General features: G+C 40.9%; 18 protein-coding genes and 1 riboswitch. Of the genes, 10 read left to right on the forward strand and 8 right to left on the reverse strand.

The window, feature by feature from the left end:
• Positions 1-3: 3 nt before the first annotated feature.
• The 5 genes from MTP24_RS14895 to MTP24_RS14915 form a co-directional block, all read right to left on the reverse strand.
• The gene (locus MTP24_RS14895; RefSeq protein WP_203985376.1) at positions 4-636 is read right to left on the reverse strand and encodes a 2OG-Fe dioxygenase family protein; all 633 of its coding nucleotides are present in this window, start codon (positions 634-636) and stop codon (positions 4-6) included.
• Between the two features lie 200 nt (positions 637-836).
• Positions 837-3,434, reverse strand: coding sequence for a bifunctional aconitate hydratase 2/2-methylisocitrate dehydratase (acnB, locus tag MTP24_RS14900; protein ID WP_006791315.1), 2,598 nt, complete (start codon positions 3,432-3,434; stop codon positions 837-839).
• Positions 3,435-3,726: 292 nt separating this feature from the next.
• Positions 3,727-4,782 (reverse strand): OmpA family protein, encoded by a 1,056-nt coding sequence (locus MTP24_RS14905; protein WP_006791316.1) that lies wholly within the window; start codon positions 4,780-4,782, stop codon positions 3,727-3,729.
• Positions 4,783-5,171: 389 nt separating this feature from the next.
• On the reverse strand, positions 5,172-6,581 hold the full coding sequence (locus MTP24_RS14910; protein ID WP_203985378.1) for a protein adenylyltransferase SelO family protein: 1,410 nt from the start codon (positions 6,579-6,581) through the stop codon (positions 5,172-5,174).
• Positions 6,582-6,583: 2 nt separating this feature from the next.
• Positions 6,584-7,288, reverse strand: a complete 705-nt coding sequence (locus MTP24_RS14915) for a DNA-3-methyladenine glycosylase I (protein ID WP_243531945.1) — start codon at positions 7,286-7,288, stop codon at positions 6,584-6,586.
• Positions 7,289-7,479: 191 nt separating this feature from the next.
• Positions 7,480-7,676: riboswitch (Lysine riboswitch) on the forward strand.
• A 128-nt stretch (positions 7,677-7,804) separates the two neighbouring features.
• On the opposite strand from MTP24_RS14915, the gene dapA reads away from it, so the two are divergent.
• From dapA to MTP24_RS14940, 5 genes are all read left to right on the forward strand, one after another.
• A complete protein-coding gene (dapA, locus tag MTP24_RS14920; protein WP_243531947.1) occupies positions 7,805-8,689 on the forward strand; it encodes a 4-hydroxy-tetrahydrodipicolinate synthase in 885 nt (294 codons plus the stop codon).
• Positions 8,690-8,704: 15 nt separating this feature from the next.
• Positions 8,705-9,445: a 2,3,4,5-tetrahydropyridine-2,6-dicarboxylate N-succinyltransferase gene (locus MTP24_RS14925; protein ID WP_006791320.1), complete on the forward strand. Its 741-nt coding sequence runs from the start codon at positions 8,705-8,707 to the stop codon at positions 9,443-9,445.
• The gene (locus MTP24_RS14930) at positions 9,445-10,650 is read left to right on the forward strand and encodes a PLP-dependent decarboxylase (protein WP_243531949.1); all 1,206 of its coding nucleotides are present in this window, start codon (positions 9,445-9,447) and stop codon (positions 10,648-10,650) included. Before MTP24_RS14925 ends, MTP24_RS14930 begins: the two co-directional genes overlap by 1 nt.
• Before the next feature lie 5 nt (positions 10,651-10,655).
• A complete protein-coding gene (locus MTP24_RS14935) occupies positions 10,656-11,777 on the forward strand; it encodes a succinylglutamate desuccinylase/aspartoacylase family protein (RefSeq protein ID WP_243531951.1) in 1,122 nt (373 codons plus the stop codon).
• Positions 11,778-11,980: 203 nt separating this feature from the next.
• Positions 11,981-13,015, forward strand: coding sequence for a phospholipase A (locus MTP24_RS14940; RefSeq protein ID WP_006791323.1), 1,035 nt, complete (start codon positions 11,981-11,983; stop codon positions 13,013-13,015).
• 67 nt (positions 13,016-13,082) lie between these two features.
• Here the strand turns inward: MTP24_RS14940 and MTP24_RS14945 are convergent, their stop codons facing one another.
• Positions 13,083-13,976: a bifunctional GNAT family N-acetyltransferase/hotdog fold thioesterase gene (locus MTP24_RS14945; RefSeq protein ID WP_243531953.1), complete on the reverse strand. Its 894-nt coding sequence runs from the start codon at positions 13,974-13,976 to the stop codon at positions 13,083-13,085.
• Positions 13,977-14,148: 172 nt separating this feature from the next.
• On the opposite strand from MTP24_RS14945, the gene MTP24_RS14950 reads away from it, so the two are divergent.
• Complete coding sequence (locus MTP24_RS14950) at positions 14,149-14,874, forward strand: methyltransferase (protein WP_243531955.1); 726 nt, start codon at positions 14,149-14,151, stop codon at positions 14,872-14,874.
• Here MTP24_RS14950 and dtd read toward each other — a convergent pair.
• The gene (gene dtd, locus MTP24_RS14955) at positions 14,858-15,295 is read right to left on the reverse strand and encodes a D-aminoacyl-tRNA deacylase (protein ID WP_006791326.1); all 438 of its coding nucleotides are present in this window, start codon (positions 15,293-15,295) and stop codon (positions 14,858-14,860) included. The genes MTP24_RS14950 and dtd overlap by 17 nt on opposite strands.
• Positions 15,296-16,198 carry a virulence factor BrkB family protein gene (locus MTP24_RS14960; protein ID WP_008127015.1) on the reverse strand — a complete coding sequence of 301 codons (903 nt, stop codon included), beginning with the start codon at positions 16,196-16,198 and terminating at the stop codon, positions 15,296-15,298. It abuts the gene before it with no gap.
• A gap of 85 nt (positions 16,199-16,283) precedes the next feature.
• Here MTP24_RS14960 and MTP24_RS14965 point away from each other — a divergent pair, with 85 nt between their 5' ends.
• The 4 genes from MTP24_RS14965 to MTP24_RS14980 all read left to right on the forward strand — a co-directional run bounded on the left by MTP24_RS14965 (position 16,284) and on the right by MTP24_RS14980 (position 19,483).
• A complete protein-coding gene (locus MTP24_RS14965; protein ID WP_006791329.1) occupies positions 16,284-16,937 on the forward strand; it encodes a DUF2959 domain-containing protein in 654 nt (217 codons plus the stop codon).
• 142 nt (positions 16,938-17,079) lie between these two features.
• Complete coding sequence (locus MTP24_RS14970; RefSeq protein WP_243531958.1) at positions 17,080-18,168, forward strand: MBL fold metallo-hydrolase; 1,089 nt, start codon at positions 17,080-17,082, stop codon at positions 18,166-18,168.
• Between the two features lie 88 nt (positions 18,169-18,256).
• Positions 18,257-18,682 carry a BLUF domain-containing protein gene (locus MTP24_RS14975; RefSeq protein WP_138740540.1) on the forward strand — a complete coding sequence of 142 codons (426 nt, stop codon included), beginning with the start codon at positions 18,257-18,259 and terminating at the stop codon, positions 18,680-18,682.
• Between the two features lie 72 nt (positions 18,683-18,754).
• A complete protein-coding gene (locus MTP24_RS14980) occupies positions 18,755-19,483 on the forward strand; it encodes a CBM9 family sugar-binding protein (protein ID WP_243531960.1) in 729 nt (242 codons plus the stop codon).
• The last annotated feature ends 157 nt before the right edge of the window (positions 19,484-19,640 follow it).

Consider the following 19,640-nt stretch of genomic DNA (forward strand, 5'->3'; position numbering starts at 1 on the left):
CCCTTAAGACGTAAGTACGAAGCAATCCAGGTAACCTGGTTTGCTGGCATCAACTTTGTTCATTGGTGTGGCGTTATGCCACACTTGACGGTCGTTTATAAGCGCAAACATGCCGTCTTTAATTTCCATTTTAAAACATGGCTCAGCTTGTTTGTTTTCGTATACAAGTAACTCGCCACCTTCTAAGTTTTCGTGCGAAACACCGCATATACATACATGATCAAAACCGTCTTGATGCACGCCTTCTGGCGCTGCTGGCGTATCGCTATCAATGGCTAACATTCTAAATTGATGTATTTCAATATCGCGATCTTCATCAATACCGGTAAGCTGGCAAAACTCACTGACAATACTTTTCATGCCATCTGATTCAAGTAGGCTTTGCTCTAAATTTTCGTAAGTACGTTCAACGTTACCTTGAAACGTATTAATCGAATCGTCTTGAACAAATGCTTTGGCAGCTTGCAATTTTAGCTCACCATTTTGAAATTTAATTACTGAATAACGACGCTTACGAAATTCGCCATCTGCATATGGATTTGCAGGTAGGTTATCAAAAGAAGGCTTAACCAAATCAATATTTGCTTGGTTAATAAAACGAAGTTGCAGTAAATTCTGGTTGTTTAATGCAGTCATGAAATCTCGCCTAAAATAATGAGAATGTTAAAAGAGATTTTAATGCATATAGCGAGGAATTATTGCTTTATTATCTAACTTAAATGTAAAAAAATACTTAATTTTAATTCAGTATAAGGCTATTAAAGCATGAATAATCTAAATTATATTTAAACAATAAAAAACCCGCCGAAGCGGGTTTTTTATTCAAACTCTATAAATTAAACAGCTTGCTGAATAATTACGTTGTCTGCTTTTTTAGTGTACTGAGGCATACGGTGGAAGTTCAAGTAACGGTAAGTATCTGCTGCCGTTGCATTGATTTTCGCTGCATATTCTTGGTACTCAGCCGGAGTAGGTAATTTACCTAAAATTGCCGCCACTGCAGCAAGCTCTGCTGATGCTAAGAATACGTTTGCGCCTGTACCTAAACGGTTAGGGAAGTTACGTGTTGAGGTAGAAACAACCGTTGCTTTATCTGCAACGCGTGCTTGGTTACCCATACACAGTGAACACCCTGGAGTTTCAATACGTGCACCAACACGACCAAAGATACCGTAGTAACCTTCGTCTGTAAGTTGGTCTTTATCCATCTTCGTTGGTGGAGCAACCCAAAGCTGTGTTGGAATACGACCAGTAAAGCCATCTAATAATTTACCTGCGGCACGGAAGTGACCAATATTAGTCATACAAGAACCGATAAATACTTCATCGATTTTCTCGCCTGTAACGTCAGATAGTAAACGCGCATCATCTGGGTCATTCGGTGCACAAAGTACCGGCTCTTTAATATCAGCTAGGTCGATTTCAAGTACGTGCTTGTATTCCGCATCCGCGTCAGCTTCCATAAGTTCTGGGTTAGCTAACCAATCTTGCATTGCAGTAATACGACGCTCGATTGTACGAACATCGCCGTAACCTTCAGAGATCATCCACTTAAGCATAACAATGTTAGACTCAAGGTACTCAGAGATAGACTCTTTAGAAAGCTTAACAGTACAACCTGCAGCTGAACGTTCTGCTGATGCATCTGATAGTTCAAATGCTTGCTCAACAGTTAAGTGCTCAACACCTTCAATTTCTAGTACACGGCCAGAGAATTCGTTGATTTTACCTTTCTTCTCAACCGTTAATAAGCCTTCTTTGATACCGTAGTAAGGAATTGCATGAACAAGATCACGTAATGTGATACCTGGCTGCATTTCACCTTTAAAGCGAACCAAAATAGACTCAGGCATATCAAGTGGCATAACACCTGTTGCTGCTGCGAATGCTACTGCACCTGAACCCGCTGGGAACGAAATACCTAATGGGAAACGAGTATGTGAATCACCACCAGTACCTACGGTATCTGGTAATAACATACGGTTTAACCACGAGTGAATTACACCGTCACCAGGGCGAAGTGAAACACCGCCACGGTTCATGATGAAATCAGGAAGCGTATGGTGCGTGTTTACGTCAATTGGTTTAGGGTAAGCAGAGGTATGACAGAATGACTGCATTGTTAAATCTGCAGAGAAACCTAAACATGCTAAGTCTTTAAGTTCATCACGTGTCATAGGACCAGTAGTATCTTGCGAACCTACAGTAGTCATTTTAGGCTCACAGTATTGGCCTGGGCGAATACCGGCTACGTTACATGCTTTACCAACCATTTTTTGCGCTAGTGTAAAGCCTTTGTCTGACTCTTCAGTCACTGCTGGTACTTTAAATACATCAGTAGCACCTAAACCTAAAGATGTACGTGCTTTGTCTGTTAAACCACGACCAATGATAAGTGGAATACGACCACCAGCACGAACTTCATCAAGGATTACGTCAGACTTAAGTTCGAAAGTAGAGATAACATCATCAGTACCATGGCGTTTAACAACACCTTCGTATGGGTAAATATCAATTTGATCACCCATGTTGAACTCGTCAACATTTAATTCGATTGGTAATGCGCCAGAATCTTCCATTGTGTTAAAGAAGATAGGTGCTATTTTGTTACCTAAACATACACCACCAACACGTTTGTTTGGTACAAATGGGATATCATCACCCATAAACCAAAGCACAGAGTTAGTAGCAGACTTACGAGAAGAACCAGTACCTACAACGTCACCTACATAAGCAAGTGGTAAGCCTTTAGTTTTTAATTCTTCAAGCTGTACGATAGGACCTACTTCACCTGCTTTATCTGGGTTTATGCCATCACGCTCATTTTTTAGCATTGCCAAAGCATGAAGTGGGATATCAGGACGTGACCATGCATCTGGTGCAGGTGATAAGTCATCGGTGTTTGTTTCACCCGTTACTTTAAATACAGTAACAGAGATTTTTTCAGCTACTGCTGGCTTATTTGTAAACCATTCAGCTGCAGCCCAAGATTCGATAATTTGCTTAGCAAACGCATTGCCTGCTTTGGCTTTTTCTTCTACGTCGTAGAAAGCATCAAACATAAGTAATGTGTTTGAAAGGCCTTTTACTACGATTGGCGCTAATGATTCGTCATCAAGTAGGTCAATCATTGGCGCGATGTTGTATCCGCCTAGCATTGTTCCTAATAATTCAGCTGCTTTTTCTTTAGAGATAAGAGAAGTAGTCGCTTCACCTTTAGCTACAGCGGCTAGGAAGCCTGCTTTGATATAAGCAGCGTCATCAACACCTGGTGGTACACGATTGATTAATAAATCTAAAATGAATTCTTCTTCACCTGCCGGTGGGTTTTTTATTAATTCAATAAGATCAGCAGTTTGCTGAGCATCTAATGGCGCTGGTACGATACCTAACGCGGCACGTTCTTCTACGTGTTTACGATATTCTTGTAGCACAATATTGCCCTCTTGGTGACGTGAAAGTATTCGGTAGCGCTTCATGCGCACTTGTTACCCAATACTTATAGTATTCTAACGCGTAATTATAAAGCTTTTATAGATAGATGAAAATCCATCCAGTTACACAACTGATTATACCGACTATAAACACTATGAATAGTAGTTGCGGGAAATTCTATTCCCATGAATACTTATTAAGTAATAATCATTACTATTTAGGTAGACAAGCATAAATAGCGGCCATAAAAAAACCCAGCATAAGCTGGGTTTTTATAATAAAAATAATCTATTAACGTAAAACTTTTACTGTTTTGATTGTTTTGATGTGCGCTTCAACACGACGATTCTCTGCGTGTGCAGCGGCTGTGTTAGCTTCATTTTTAAGGCGCTCTTCACCTAAACCTACCGTAGTAATGCGGTCAGATGCAATACCGTCAGCTATTAATTGCTTAGCTACCGAATCAGCACGCTTTTTAGATAGCATTTTGTTGTAAGTCGCTTTACCTACTGCTGAAGTATGACCTTCTAAAAGCACTGTTGTATCTGGGTAATCTTTTAAGAAAGATGCAACTTGATCGATGTCGTCTAAGTAACGCTGTGATACAGCAGCTTTGTCGTTAGGGAACGTTACTAATAAGCTCACAGTTACTTCTTTATCTTCATATAAAGTACAACCAGTACCATCAACAGCATCTGTCATTGGTGTATTAGGACACTTGTCATCAGCATCTAAAATATTGTCATTGTCGCTGTCTACTGGCTCAACCATAACTTCAACAACCTCTGGCGCAGGCTGTACCGGCTCAGCAGGCATAGTGTTTTGTCCAAAGAAATAGTTAATACCTAATTTAGCGCCAACATCTGTGTAACCTTTATCAATACCTTGGTATACAGCAGTTTCAACGTTAGCGAATAAGTTGTCAGTAATGAAGTGTCTGTAACCAACACCTGCATTTAAGAACGTGTTGTCATCAACAACGTCCATTGATTTAATACCAACTAAACCGTAGAAAGGACCGCCATCTAAATGGTAAAGCGCATCAATACCAAAACGGCTACCGTCGATGTTGTTACGGTTACCAGCGGCTTTGTCGAATGCATTGAAATCAAGATCTGCATACTCTAAACGAGCACTCCAAAAATCGCTGAAGCGGTAACCCGCTTCAAGACCAAAGCCAGTCGACTCGTTTACGTCAAGACCAGCCTGTGCGCTCATATTTTCCCAAGACGCATCGTAGTAGTCGCCAAATGCGCCAATGTAGAAACCTTCTTGCTTGTCAGCAGCAAAAGTAGATACGCTAGTTGCAGCTAACGCAATTGCAATAGTTAGTGATTTTAATTTCATTGTTTTCTTCCCATTTTAACAACTAATAAATTGTGGCTAATTAAGTACTAGCTCACTAAGTTTTATACAGACTAACTCAACTTTTGTTAATCAATACTTAACGAAAAATAAAGTTTATAATTTTTTTCAATGCGATATAACGATATCCAACAAATCAGTTTAGGTGAAATTTAAAACTTTACCTAGCTAGAAACCAACTAGTTGATCATATAAATCGATAATCTGCAGAAGACACAAAGACAACTCAATCAATTGTTCTTGCTCACAATGAAACTAACTTATCTTTATGTTTAGATAGTAACACCGGAATTTGCTTTGCTCAATCAATGAACATCTCTGTGCTAAAATATCGTTATTTATAATCATTAACTTATCTATTTTTACAACACTTAAGTACCACAAAAAGTTTTATAGTCGGTATCATTTGACGGTACCTCTTGAAATTCGGCCATATCATCGCTGAACAGGTACGGTTTATTAGCTACTTTTACAAAACGGCTCATCAGTTTACTTGAACCAAGCTCATTATATTCAGCTAATATTGTTTCAATTATATGATTTCGCGGAATTATACGTGGATTGGCTGCTCGCATGGTTTTGTAGCTATCGTTACTTGTTCGGCTTTGCCACTTATTCGCCCACTCAATTAATTCTTTTGGAATAGTTGCATTGCCATTCACAAACTCCGTCAGTGCATCAAAAGTATTGGTGTAATCAAGATGATGTGCTTGCAATAATGTTAGTAGCTCAGAAACAAGATCTTTGTCGCCCTCTTTTGCACCAGCCAGGCCTAATTTTTTGCTCCACATTACTGTAAATTGAGTATTAAATTGCTCTGAAAAATGATGTATAACTGGAGTAAGTAATGACACAGCTTTTTCTTCATCATCGCTAATTAATGGGATAAGGCTTTCAGCTAAGCGAGCACAATTCCAACTCGCCATATTTGGCTGATTACCAAAAGAGTAGCGGCCTTGCTTGTCTATAGAGCTAAATACGGTGTCAAAATCAAAGCTATCCATCATTGCACACGGGCCATAATCTATAGTTTCGCCACTTACGAGCGTGTTATCGGTGTTCATAACGCCATGAACAAACCCAACGCGCATCCAATTAATAATCAAGTTCACTTGATTGCTAATGACTGCTGTCAAAAAAGCGATATACCGCTCAGGACCTTCACTCGTTATTTCAGGGTAATGGCGTTTAATTGCTAAATCAGCTAATTTTTTTAATCCCTCAGCATCGCCTTGGGTTGCTAAGTATTGAAACGAGCCAACACGAATATGGCTGCTTGCTAGGCGAGTAACAACAGCCCCTGGTTGAGGCGTATTACGGTAAACCGCTTCGCCGGTACCAACCACAGCCAAACAACGAGTAGTGGGAATACCTAATGCGTGCATAGCTTCACTCATTACGTATTCACGAATAGCAGGGCCTAATGCACATCGCCCATCGCCACCTCTAGAATACGGGGTAGCGCCTGAGCCCTTTAACTGAATGTCCCACAGCTGGTTTTTATCGTCATTTATAGCACCAAGCAAATGCGCTCGCCCATCACCCAAGCGCGGCGAAAAATGACCAAACTGGTGCCCAGAATAACCAAGCGCTACCGACTTTATTTGCTGTGATTCATTGCCTGCAAAGGTACTAGGACGCAGCTGCGGCTCAACACCTATATTAAACTGCTTTGCTAACGCTTCGTTCCACAAAAGCAGTTGCGGAGCTGCAACGCTTGATGGTTGATCTTCTATTGCGAAATTATCTGCTATGTCTGTGTATCTCGGCACTAGTTTCATGGTTAATTTCCTGACTGTTGACGTATACCTACGCGATTGTCACCCACACCATAGGCCACAATTAAACTCAGCTCTTGCATACTTAAACCACTTTGCTTTTGCATTTCGTTAAAAAATGCCTGCGCAGCAGTGAGTGATTTTTTAGTTTGCAGCCCACCATCAATAATTTTATGTGCCCTTAGGTAACTTTCTACATCTCGCGAAAGTAAAAAAGTATCTTTACCAAGCGCTCTTAAGGCATACGGGCCAGTATTTCCACCCAAACGGGCGCCGTGTTTTTTTAAATATGCCCATAAACCAATAATGTCATCGCTTGGCCAGTTAGCTACGAACTTGCTAAAACTGCCATATTCCTGTGCTATTTCGTGGATCATGTAGGCATTTTCAGGAATTGTTTTCACTTTTTTATAATTACGAATAATACGCTCATCACTCGCTTTTTGCTCGAGCATATCGGGCGGCATCATTAATAGCTTATCAACGCTGAATTCCCAAAAAACCTCTCTAAAGCCCGGCCATTTGCTGTTTATTACCGACCAGTAAAAACCACTTTGAAAAACTTTTCGGGTAAATTCTTCAAGCCAATCGTCGTCACTTAATGCGCTTAATGCTTTTTTAGATAAGGGTTTTGCGAGTAATAACTTAAGCATTTTTTCAGAGCCTTTTCGCTCTACTGCTCGCTTATAAATATCGCTAAATTTTTCCATACTTATTAAATACCTCGCTGCTCATAGGGTTAGTTTACGAGAAAAGCAGCCAATACGTAACCACCCACATTTTCGATGAACTAATCTGTATCCTGCAACTTGACACCTAGACGGCTAAAATGTTTTAATCGCCGCAATTACCCTATTTAAATTGTATTTTGTTAAACCTTTTGCGGTTAAACAAAATACAAAGGGCTAGAAGAGGTGCGTTATTCAGGTAGCGTATGTTAGGAGCGCAAACTCCAGTGAGCATACGTCAGGGGAATACCGCCGAGAGGTAAACGCTTTTGCGAAGCAATTACTTCGGGCGACTAGGTTGAATCCTAGCGACTGTCACCAATAGCTGTTTTAAAACAGCTTATTAGTTTGGTGGAGAGCTTCTGGTCTTAAATAATAAGGCCGTGCGCCCTATTATTTTAAGCCCATTCGCTCTTCGAATACTGTTCGAACGACGTTAATGCGGCTCACATCATACAGCCCCTTTAATATCTCGAACACCTTATAGGTTCGTAAGAGATGATCAATAATTTCAATTTAGATGACTACGCACTGTGGACAGCGCTTGTTACGCCGTTTGATCAACAAGGTAATGTTGACTACGACACGCTCACAACACTTGTTAGCGAACAAGAAGCAGCACACAACGGTATTTTACTGCTCGGTAGCACAGGTGAAGGTTTAGCCCTTACGCTTAATGAGCAGCAAGGCATTGTTGAGCATGTGTGCCAATTAAAACCCAGTGTACCGCTTATGGTTGCTGTTGGTGGTAGTAATTTAGCTCAACAAAAAGAATGGGTTAGCTACTGTAACCAATTACCTATTCACAGCTACTTATTAGGCTCGCCTCTTTATGCAAAACCAGGGGCTGTAGGTCAAACTCTTTGGTACGAAAGCTTGTTAAACGAAAGCGCGCATCCGTGTATGTTGTACAACGTACCTGGGCGCAGCGGTGTAAGCATTCCTATCGAAACCATTGAAAACTTAAAAGCGCACCCTAAACTGTGGGCTTTAAAAGAAGCCAGTGGCAACATCACCCAATTTGAAGCATACCGACAAGCCGCGCCTAATTTAGCGCTATACAGTGGCGACGATGCACTTATGCCCTACTTTGCCCAAGCAGGTGCAAAAGGCTTAGTATCGGTTGCGGCAAACGCGTGGCCTTTGCAAACACACGAATTTGTAAAACGCAGCTTAAGTGGCCAACACCCCAATTTATTTGCTCAGTGGACTCGCGCTATTAATAGCCTATTTGCTGTAGCAAACCCTATTCCCGTTAAAGTGCTAATGCACCAACAAGGCCGCTTAAGTAGCCCGTTGCTGCGCCCGCCTTTAACGCATCTTGAGTTAACGCAAACCGATTGCATTACCACTGCAAACGACACCATTTTATCTTGGCATTAAATACAGGTTTTTATAATGAGCTGGTTAGAACTACTAAATAATTTAGAATCCGGCGCAGTACGCGCAGCATCACAAAACGAAAGCGGCCAATGGGAAGCTAACGTAGAAGTAAAACAAGGCATTTTAGAAGCCTTTAAAAATGGCACTAACACCGAGTTTGCAGGCGGGTTTGTTGACAAGCACAACCTTGCACCGCAAGAGTTTAGCACTGACGACGGCGTGCGTATGGTACCAGGTGGTTCAAGCGTTCGTCGTGGTGCCTACGTAGCTAAAGGCACTATTATTATGCCACCAGCGTACGTAAATATTGGCGCATACATCGACGAAGGCACTATGGTTGATAGCCACGCGTTAGTGGGCTCGTGTGCACAAGTAGGTAAAAACGTACATTTGAGCGCAGCCGTTCAACTTGGCGGTGTACTTGAGCCAATCGGGGCAAGCCCAGTTGTGGTTGAGGACGATGCGTTTATTGGCGCAGGTTGTGTCATTGTTGAAGGCGTAGTGGTTAAAAAAGGCGCGGTACTTGCACCAGGCGTGCGCTTATCTGCAACCATTCCGGTATACGACTGCGTTAACGAGCGTCAGCTAGATAAAGGCGAGCCAATTCCAGAATACGCAATTGTAATACCTGGCTCTCGCCCGGCGTCTAACGAATGGGCACGTGAGCAAGGCTTAAGCATGTCGTGTGCGTTAATTGTTAAATACCGCGACGAACAGAGCGATGCATCATTATTGCTAGAAGAGGTTTTACGATAATGAGCTTTTTGAGCACGCCAATCAAAACCGCTGTTAATACGCTTACACAGCAGCTTGATACTCCTTTTTTTGTTTACGACTTAGATAAACTAAACGCACACCTTACGCGCTTAGTTGCGCAAACCGATGTAAAACTTTGGTATGCAGTAAAAGCGAACCCGCTTTCTAAGATTATTCAAAGCTTAGATAGCGCAAGCTTTAACTTTGACGTAGCAAGTAAAGGTGAACTTGAACAAGTCCTTGCACAAGGTATTAGTTCGCAGCGCGTGCTCAACACAGGGCCTGCAAAGAGCTCTAAACAAATTAAACACTTTATTGAGCGCGGCGTACGTATTTTTGTTGCCGAAAGCCTCAATCAAGTGCGTTGGTTAAACCAACAAGCGCAGCTGCAAAATACGCAGCTGCAAGTTTTATTGCGTGTGCAACTACGCTGGCCTGAAGGTGAAAAAAACCCACTAGGCGGCGACAGCCTAACTCCGTTTGGGCTTGGCTGTGATGAATGGCAAGCGCTCAATACTGGCGATTACCCAGCACTTAATTTTGATGGCCTGCATATTTTTCAGTGGGGCAACATGCTTAGCACGCAAAAGCTAAGCGAGCTGTGGTCGCAAATGATTGCACCGCTTACCACCTTGGCTAATAACTTAAATATAAACCTTAAAATTCTCGATTTAGGCGGCGGTTTAGGCATTCCTTATACACAAAACGAGACAATCCTTGAGTGGGATGGCCTTATAGCCGCGCTTGCTAAAATTAAAAAAGAGGCGGGTGTAGACGAGCTTTGGATGGAGCTTGGCCGCTACGCTGTAGGCGAATGCGGTCATTATGCTAACCCCGTAGTAGAGTGCAAACAAAACTACGGCCAACAGCAAGTTATTTTAACCGGTGGTATTAACCACTTATTGCGTCCTGCTGTTACAAGCCAAGATTTTCCTGCGGCGTTATTGCGCGAATCAACGGCGCCAGAACAAGCAATGAGCCTATATGGCCCATTATGTACTGCCCTTGATTGCTTAGGCGAGCATACCCTACCAAGCGATTTAAACGAGCAAGACTGGCTGGTGTTTAGCCAATGTGGCGCCTATGGTTTTACCGAAAGCATGCCCTATTTTTTATGCCATGAACTAGCTGCAGAATACGTGTTACAAAATGGCGAGCTCACCTGTGTACGCCAAGCAGAAGATGCCAGTCACTACTTAAGGTAATAAACATGAGCATAACAACACCCATTAGCCAAGAAAACATTGTAGTAGGGGAAGTAGCAAATGGCTTGCCTCTCACTATCCCGGTGTATCGCTTAAAAGGCGACGGCACAGGTCCAAGCGTGTATATTCAAGCCAACATGCATGGCGCCGAGGTACAAGGTAACGCGGTTATTTTTCAGCTGCTAGAGCAGTTAAAACAGCTCAATTTAAAAGGCGACATTACCTTAGTACCATATGCTAACCCTATTGGTTGCAATCAAAAATCAGGGGAGTTTACCCTTGGCCGATTCGACCCTATTACTGGCACTAACTGGAACCGTATGTATCACTACAATAGTGATTTAGTCACCCAGTTTGCCAAAGATCATAGCCAGTACGACGATGCAGCTTTAAAAGATAACTTTAAACAAGCCTTGCTTGATGAAATAGACACCAAACTTAACGGCCCCGCATATTTACTCAATACCGGTAAACGCATTGCGCTTAACCTGCAAAAGCTTGCGCACCAAGCCGACATAGTGCTCGATTTACACACAGGCCCTATTTCAAGTAAGCATTTATATTGCCCAACCTATGCAACAGACAGTGCTCGTTATTTTAATATTGAACATGTACTGCTGATCCCAAGCGACTTTGATGGCGCTATGGATGAAGCTAGCTTTTGCCCATGGTGGCACTTAAGTAATGCACTTAGCGCGCAAGGGCGTTCGTTCAACGTGCAGGTAGAAGCCTTTACAGTTGAGCTAGGTAGCCAAGAAAAAATAGATTTAAAAGAAGCACTCAACGATGCAAAGAGCATATTATGCTACCTAAATCATAAGAACGTATTAGTAGATGCACCGCATAAACCAGCTAATATAACTCGCTATGCGTGTAACCTAGATGACTACTTTGCCTTTTACGCCCCTATTGGCGGCATGGTTGAATATGTAGCACCACTTGGTGGTCATATTAAAGCAGGCGAGCCCATCGCACATATTTTACGTATGGAACGCTATCTAAGTGAACAACCATTACAAACGCTGACTCTTGATTGCGATGCTATCGCTATTTTGCACTTTGCCTCAGCAAGCGTTAATCAAGGCACTGAGTTGTATAAATTTTTTACAAACGTATTTGAGCTATAGCTCACCCTTCTCATTGCGTGAGAGTACATTAATCTCCTAAGTTAATGTACATTAGATAAAGCGGCTTTGGCCGCTTTTCTTTTGATCTGTTAGTACCGCCTTTAACGTAATGTAAACAGTTCAGTAAAAGTTCACTGTACCTAATGTAAAAAGCGTTATAATAAAATAAATCACAACCTACCCAATACTCACAAGGAATTACAATGAGCTGGCGCCACTGGATCACCCTTTCAGCTTTACTAAGTACCGCAGCATTTGCGCAAGACGAAGTACAAACAAACGAGCAAGACAGCAGTATAGAACTCGTTAAGCAATGTATTTTGAATGAAGTGATTGGGGGCGATGGCAAGCAAACACTCGATGAGCTTCGTAAAAAATGTTCTGCACTGGAAGAAAACAAACAACTGACCGCACTCGATAAACGCCAAGCACGTGAAGAGGTTGGTAAAAAAAATCGTAATGTAATCACACCCCACAAACGAAATTACATATTGCCATTATCATACGTATCGCATCCTAACGATCGCCCTTTTGACCGTTTTGATGAGCTCACCGATGAACAAGATGGTGATACGCTCGATAACTTAGAAGCAAAATATCAACTTTCAATCAAGGTTCCCTTGTTTGACGAATTTTCTGACGAAGACCAAGCCTTGTATTTTGGTTTTACGCTGCAGTCCTATTGGCAAATTTATAACTCAGAGATTTCATCGCCATTTCGTGAAACCAACTATGAGCCTGAAATTTTTTGGATAAATTACCTGGATCCAGAAAACGTACTTTGGGGCGATGAAATGGCTATTGTGTTAGGTATTTCACACCAGTCAAATGGTCGAAGCCAACCAAACTCACGCTCGTGGAACCGTATTTACGCCGACTTCATATGGGAAAACCGAGGCTTTGTTTTTAGCTTTAAACCTTGGTATCGCATAGCTGAAGACGAAAAAGAAAACCTGCTAGATGCAAAAGGGGATGATAACCCTGATATTTACAAATACATGGGGTACTTTGAATTTAGCGGTGCATATCGATATCACGATCATGAATTTAGCTTTATGACTCGTAATAACTTAAATTCAGACAATCGTGGTGCACTTCAGCTTGATTGGTCATTTCCTTTGTGGGGCCGCGTTCGTGGCTACGCGCAATACTTTAACGGCTACGGTGAAAGCTTAATTGATTATAACGCTGATGTTGAACGTATAGGTGTAGGTATATTATTAACTGATTTGTTGTAAAATCAGCTTATAAAAAAGCCAAGCATTAATTATTAAGTGCTTGGCTTTTTTAATTAAAAATTACTCGTTATTTTTTTACTGCAAACACACCTTCAAACTCAGCAACTACGTTGTCACCATCATAAATGGTTACCGGTACCACATAACTTGTTTTACCATCGGCTTCTAAATCGCTTAATTTTCCTTTACACGCTTGTAAATCTACACAACCACGCGGATCTGTATTGAGTGGCTTTAAGTACTTAATACTCGCATCGGCTAAAACTATGCTACCTTCAAGTCCCGCTTCTTTGAGCGCCAAATACGTTGCGCCCCAGCCAGTTAATGTGGCTAAACTATAAATAGAACCAGCAAACATGGTGTTATGTAAATTTAAATTAGCGTCTAAATCAGCGCTGGTTGTAAATTGCCAATCTGTGTAACTTTCTACCTTAATGCCCATTGCATCACTAATAGGAATTGATTCTCGCCAGATATTTTGCAGTACTTGAGTCCAATTTGGATGGCGGAACCAACCCGGCTCACTCGGTTTTTGCTTAACCATTTTATAATGTTGTACGTCACCAAACGCCAAGTGCGCTTTTTCTTTTAATTCGTACCCATGACGCTTATAAAATTCAAGCGCTCGCTCACGTGCAAATAACACCAGTTCATCGGCATTTTGTGTCCACGCTATTTTTTCTAAATCATGTAACAGGCGACTACCAATATGCTGATTTCGGTTATCTTCAGCCACAGCCATATAACGAACCTGAGCTTGCTCGTGGTTATTAAAATGTAATCGAGCCACACCTAATACGTCACCCTCTTTATTTTTTATAAAGCGGTGTTCAGCGTCTTGTTCTAAATCATCTTGTTCAGAACCTCTTGGTTCACCCCAAGGCGCGCGTAAAACCTGCCAGCGTAATTGATAATAAGCTTGCCAATCTTCGCTACTTTGTGGGGTACTTACCTGAAACATACTTACTCCTGTTGCTGTAAAAGCCGCATGTAAAAATTTAAAAAGGCCTCAACCTGTTGATGGCAAATACCATACTCCATCTTAACAAAACTGCAAATACGACTTTGGTGAAGCTTTTAAAATACGTAAAAAATTAATGACAGATCCCATTGCGCTTTACTAAAGCTGGTTTATGCTAAATACCATGACCACATACATTGATACCTCAACAGGCCTAATTAACAGTCATTTTATTGAAAACAGCCAAAATGAAGGAACGCTACTTTATTGGCAAAACGTAAATGGCGATCACATTCAAGTTCGCGAGCATGGTAATTTACGCTGGCTGTTAATAAACAACACGTTGCAATCCATTATCGACGTTAATAATCCACGAACTCTGTTGTTCCCTCATTTGCAATATTTAGCAGCGCAATGGCAAACACTGCCACCACCTAATAACGTGCTTGAACTTGGATTAGGCGGTGGGGCTATTCGTAACTATTTACTTAAGCAACACCCTCAAGTAAATATAACGTCAGTTGAAAAAAATGCAGGCATATTGGCATGTTATTCGCAGTTTTTTGCATCAAGCAGTAACGAAAACTTACTATGCAATGATGCGCAGGTGGTACTTACTACTGCGCGTGATATAGATTGGGTTATATTAGATTTATTCTGCCAGATAGATGCGCCCCGATTTTTATTTGAGCACGCATTTTATGAAAAAATTCACGCAGCACTTAACACTACCGGCAAACTATTTATTAACTTTTTATCGCAACACAACTCACAGTTAAAACAGCTCCAAAAGCTATTATTCGATGTATTTGGTTATACTGTATACCCTCAAAAAATTTCAGGTTACGTTAACCATATAGTGGTCATTAGTAAACAACACCCTAAACAGATAAGTTAAACGTAACCGGTCCATCGTTGCATAAACTCACTTGCATGTCGGCACCAAACTCACCGGTGGCGACTCTAATTCCCAGCGCTTTGGCTTGGTCTACAAAATACACATACAACTCATTAGCCTGGGTTGGGGTCGCTGCCGATGAAAAGCTCGGACGCATCCCTTTTTTGGTATTTGCGGCTAACGTAAATTGCGAAACAACTAATAATTCACCACCCATGTCCTTTAAACTTAGATTCATTTTATCGTTTTCGTCGGTAAAAATTCGGTAATTACTGACTTTATGTAAAAGCTTATCAGCTGCCCCTTTATCGTCTGCCTTTTCAACACCTAACAAAAGTAAAATACCTTGCTCTATTTGCCCAATTACCTGGTTGTTAACTTCTACCTTTGCGTGTTTTACGCGCTGTATTAGCCCTTGCATTTAACTTATATCCTTTGATTTAGGTTCTTCTTCCAGTTCTATTTCTGGGGTATCCTCAATATCATTTGGGCTAATACACGCCGTAAATTCGGCGCCCAAAAGTACAACTACCCACGCTAAATACACCCACACAAATAAAATAGGAATTGTTGCTACCGCACCGTAAATAACCTCATATGAAGGAAAGTGGCTAATATAAAGTGCAAACCCTTTTTTTGTTAGCTCAAATAAAAGTGCAGCAAACAATGCCCCTGGCACAGCGGCTCTAAACGATACGCGTGTATTTGGCACTAAGGTATAAAGCATGATGAAGCCCATCATCGAAATTCCATAGGGAAGTAATTTTAATAAAAATCCACTAAACCCCGGAATACCTTGATCAGCAAACGATACCAAAGAAACAATGTATGAAGTTACACCAATACTTGCCCCCAGTAACACTGGGCCTAAACTCAGTACCATCCAATACACTGCAAATGAAATCATCATTGGGCGCTTTTTCTTAATACGCCAAATGCGATTAAGTGTTGCATCTACATTACGTATTAAAAGTAAGGCAACAGCGGCTAAAAAACCTATACCCACTGCAGTCATTTGATTGGCATTGCCTGCAAAGGAGCTAATATGCTCTCTAATCACATCCGTAGAGGTCGGCACAAAGTTAGTAAACAAAAAGCTTTCTATTTCCATACGAGTCGATTCAAACCCCGGGAACGCTGAAAATATTGCAACCCCTACAGCGATAAGCGGTATTAATGAAAGCAGAGTTACGTAAGCAAGGTAACCAGCATTGACTGTAATTTGATCGTCTATACAACGATTAATATATTGCATCCACCAACCGGGTTGCTGGCGCATAAAGGACTTAACTTGCTGTTTGTAATGGGAGAGCTTATCATTCATACAATTGACTTGTGCTTATCGAGTTTTGATTATCATAACAATCAGCACCGGAATTTACAGCACTTACACGTAAATAGGGAATCAAATGAAAAAACAAACACTGTTAAGCGCATCAATACTTGCCCTAACGTTAGCATTATCTGGGTGTCAATCAGCTTACTATTCTGCAATGGAAAAAGTAGGTGTTCACAAACGTGACATTCTTATTGACCGCGTAGAAGAAACCAAAGAGTCACAAGAAGAATCTCAAGAAGAGTTTCAGTCAGCGCTTGAGCGTTTAACTACACTAATTAATTTTGATGGCGGTGAGCTCCAAGATGCTTACAATCAACTAAATGACGATTACGAATCAAGCCTTAAAGCCGCAGACGACGTTACTACCAATATCAATAAAGTAGAGGATGTTGCTGAAGCCTTGTTTGACGAGTGGAGCGATGAATTAGAACAGTACAAAAGCGCTTCGTTAAAACGCGAAAGCAGTAAAAAACTTAATGCCACTAAGCGCCAATTTGATCAGCTTCTTCGTTCTATGCGCAGTGCTGAAAGTAAAATGGAACCAGTACTATCATCACTAAAAGATAACGTTTTGTACTTAAAGCATAATTTAAATGCACAGGCAGTTGCTGCTATAAAAGGTGAATTTACTAACCTTAAACGCGACATTCAGATACTGATGAACGACATGAACAAGTCAATCGCCGATTCAAATAAGTTTATTGAGCAAATGAACAAAGCCTAATAATGCTATTTTTATAACAACTCTAAAAGCCTGTTAATCTTAACGGGCTTTTTTGTGATTATTTTTTGTTACGATTAACACATTGTTTAATAAATAGCTTTTGATAAGCTTTAATTTCTTTAAAACAATAACAACAGTCGAAATGAAATTACATACTCTGTGCTTACTTATTACCTCAAGCTTTTTAGCCGCCTGCAGCGCAAACACTGTAAATGTAATTGCTGGGCAAGACAGCATAACGCCAATTCATGAATCAGGTGAGCGTGAAGGGCGTTATCACAACCTTTATGCGGGCGATAAAACCTATCCGGTTACTTGTGAAGCTGACTGCTACCCACAACACCCGAATGTAATATGCGAAACCACTGCTGAAAATTGCACATTTAACGCTGAGCAATTAAAGCCACAGCTAAACCTTGGCTTTAATATACGCTGGTTAGGCCATGCTGGCTTTATGATCCAAACACCAAATGGACAGCATGTAGTGTTCGACCCCGTAAAAGAGCAGTTTGACTCACCCGTTGATTTAGCATTTAAGCTTGCCTCTGGGTTTTATAGACAACCTGGTGATTGGCTTACTCAAAGCGAACTTAAAAACCTAGATGCCATTATGTATTCGCATATTCATTACGATCATTTTAATAAATCAGACATAGAAGAAATAGGTAATCAACCTCGCTACTTAGCACCATTAGGCATGGCAGATAACTTTCCAAACGCAGGACTTAATATTAGCGAAATGGCGTGGTATGCAAAAACTAAAATTGATGATTTAACCATTCATGCACTACCAGCGCATCACTTTAGCAGCCGTTTATTAGTACCCTTTATTTACGAAGACAACGATAAAGACTTATGGAATGGCTGGCTACTTGAACAAAATGGCAGCACCTTATTTTTTGCAGGCGACACCGGCTACTCCAAACACTTTAGCGATATTCAGCAAAAGTATGGCGATATTGATGTGTGCTTAATGCCGATAGCCTCTTACTACAGCGAAGATAATCCCAAGTGGTATCGTTATGTTCATACAACCCCAGAAGATGCTCTTAAGGCCGCACACGAGCTTAACTGTAAAGTCATGGTACCGTGGGGGTACGGTAACTCATCATGGAAAATGGGCGACCGAAGTAGTCATTCAGCTTTACTACGTTTATTACACATGCATGAAACAATGAAATCACCCGTGCCGCTTTATATTTTAAATGAAGGTGAAAGTATTAAATTTTAAATTGCCCACCAGCTGAAATACATCAACATAATTCGTAATAACCCTCTAGCTGAACTATCTTTAATTAACTAAGCAATGTGGGGTTATTATGTTTCTAGTACGACTAATTTACGCAAGCAAAATTTCAGACGGCTTTGGCCCAAAAGATATAGAAAGTATTTTACAAAGTGCTCGTACCTATAATGTAAAAACACATGTTACCTGCATGCTTTGCTTTAGTAACGAATACTTTTTACAGTGCCTTGAAGGCTCCAGAACCGCAGTAAATAATACCTATCAACAAATATTAAACGACAAACGTCACCACAATGTAATTATGCTTAACTATACCCAAATTCCAGAAAGAGAATTTGAAAAGTGGTCTATGGGTTATGTTCCACAATCTAGAGTAACCCAATCACTGAGTCTGAAATTTTCAGGCTCTGTTGATTTTAATCCATTTAAAATGTCTGGCGAAAGTGCCCACTTATTAATGGTAGCGTTAAAAGGCAGCATTACAGGTGCTATTAGTTAAAATTCACATGTATTATTGTTTTTATTGTTAACTTAAGCCAAGCTAAGCCAACTTTAATTAATGGAACAATTAATGAAAAAAGTACTGTTAGCCACGAGCTTAGTGATCAGCAGCCAAGTAATGGCTGCTGATGTTAAATATACGTCAACCCCTATTAATATTGACGGCGTATCTGAAAGCGCATGGGATAAGGCTGCTTGGCACGATATGCCACATTTAATGGATGGTACATTGCCTTCAAACGATGCCGATTTTAAAGGCCGCTATCGCTTATTATGGGATGAAAAATTCTTATACCTACAAGCCGATATTGTAGATGATGTTTTAATAGACACACACCCAGACCCTACCTATAAATATTGGGATGACGATGCCCTTGAAATATTTATAGATAGCGATGCATCGGGCGGGATTCACCAATTTAACCACACCGCTTTAGCGTACCATATTGGCCTTGATAACCAAGCTGCCGATTACGGCCCTGATAAAAAAGCGCACTTGTATACCGACCACTTAGTTAGCAACTGGAAACGCAATACCACTGCACCCTATAACATTACTTGGGAAGTTGCGATAAAACTCTACCCGAATGATTATAAAGAAGGGGCTAATAACACTCCGATCACCCTAAAGCCAAAACAAGTAATAGGCTTTATGCTCGCGTATTGCGATAACGATGGCAGTGAAACACGCGAGCACTTTATGGGGTCACACGAAGTACAGCCAGTGAACGGTGACAGAAACCGAGGATTTATAGACGCAGATGTATTTGGCAAAATCACCTTACTACCAAAAAAGTGATGTAAGTTAGCGTGTAGGTTGGTTTAAGCGCAGCGAAACACAACGAAAAAACCAACCAACAAAATAGAAGCTTTGAACTATCAGTTGTTCTAGCGCTTGCTCTTTTACTTCTCATTATCTTCTCTTTGTGCAAATATTTTTTAAGCATATTTTTCAC

It is taken from the genome of Pseudoalteromonas sp. APM04 (assembly GCF_022809815.1).
Taxonomy (GTDB): domain Bacteria; phylum Pseudomonadota; class Gammaproteobacteria; order Enterobacterales; family Alteromonadaceae; genus Pseudoalteromonas; species Pseudoalteromonas marina.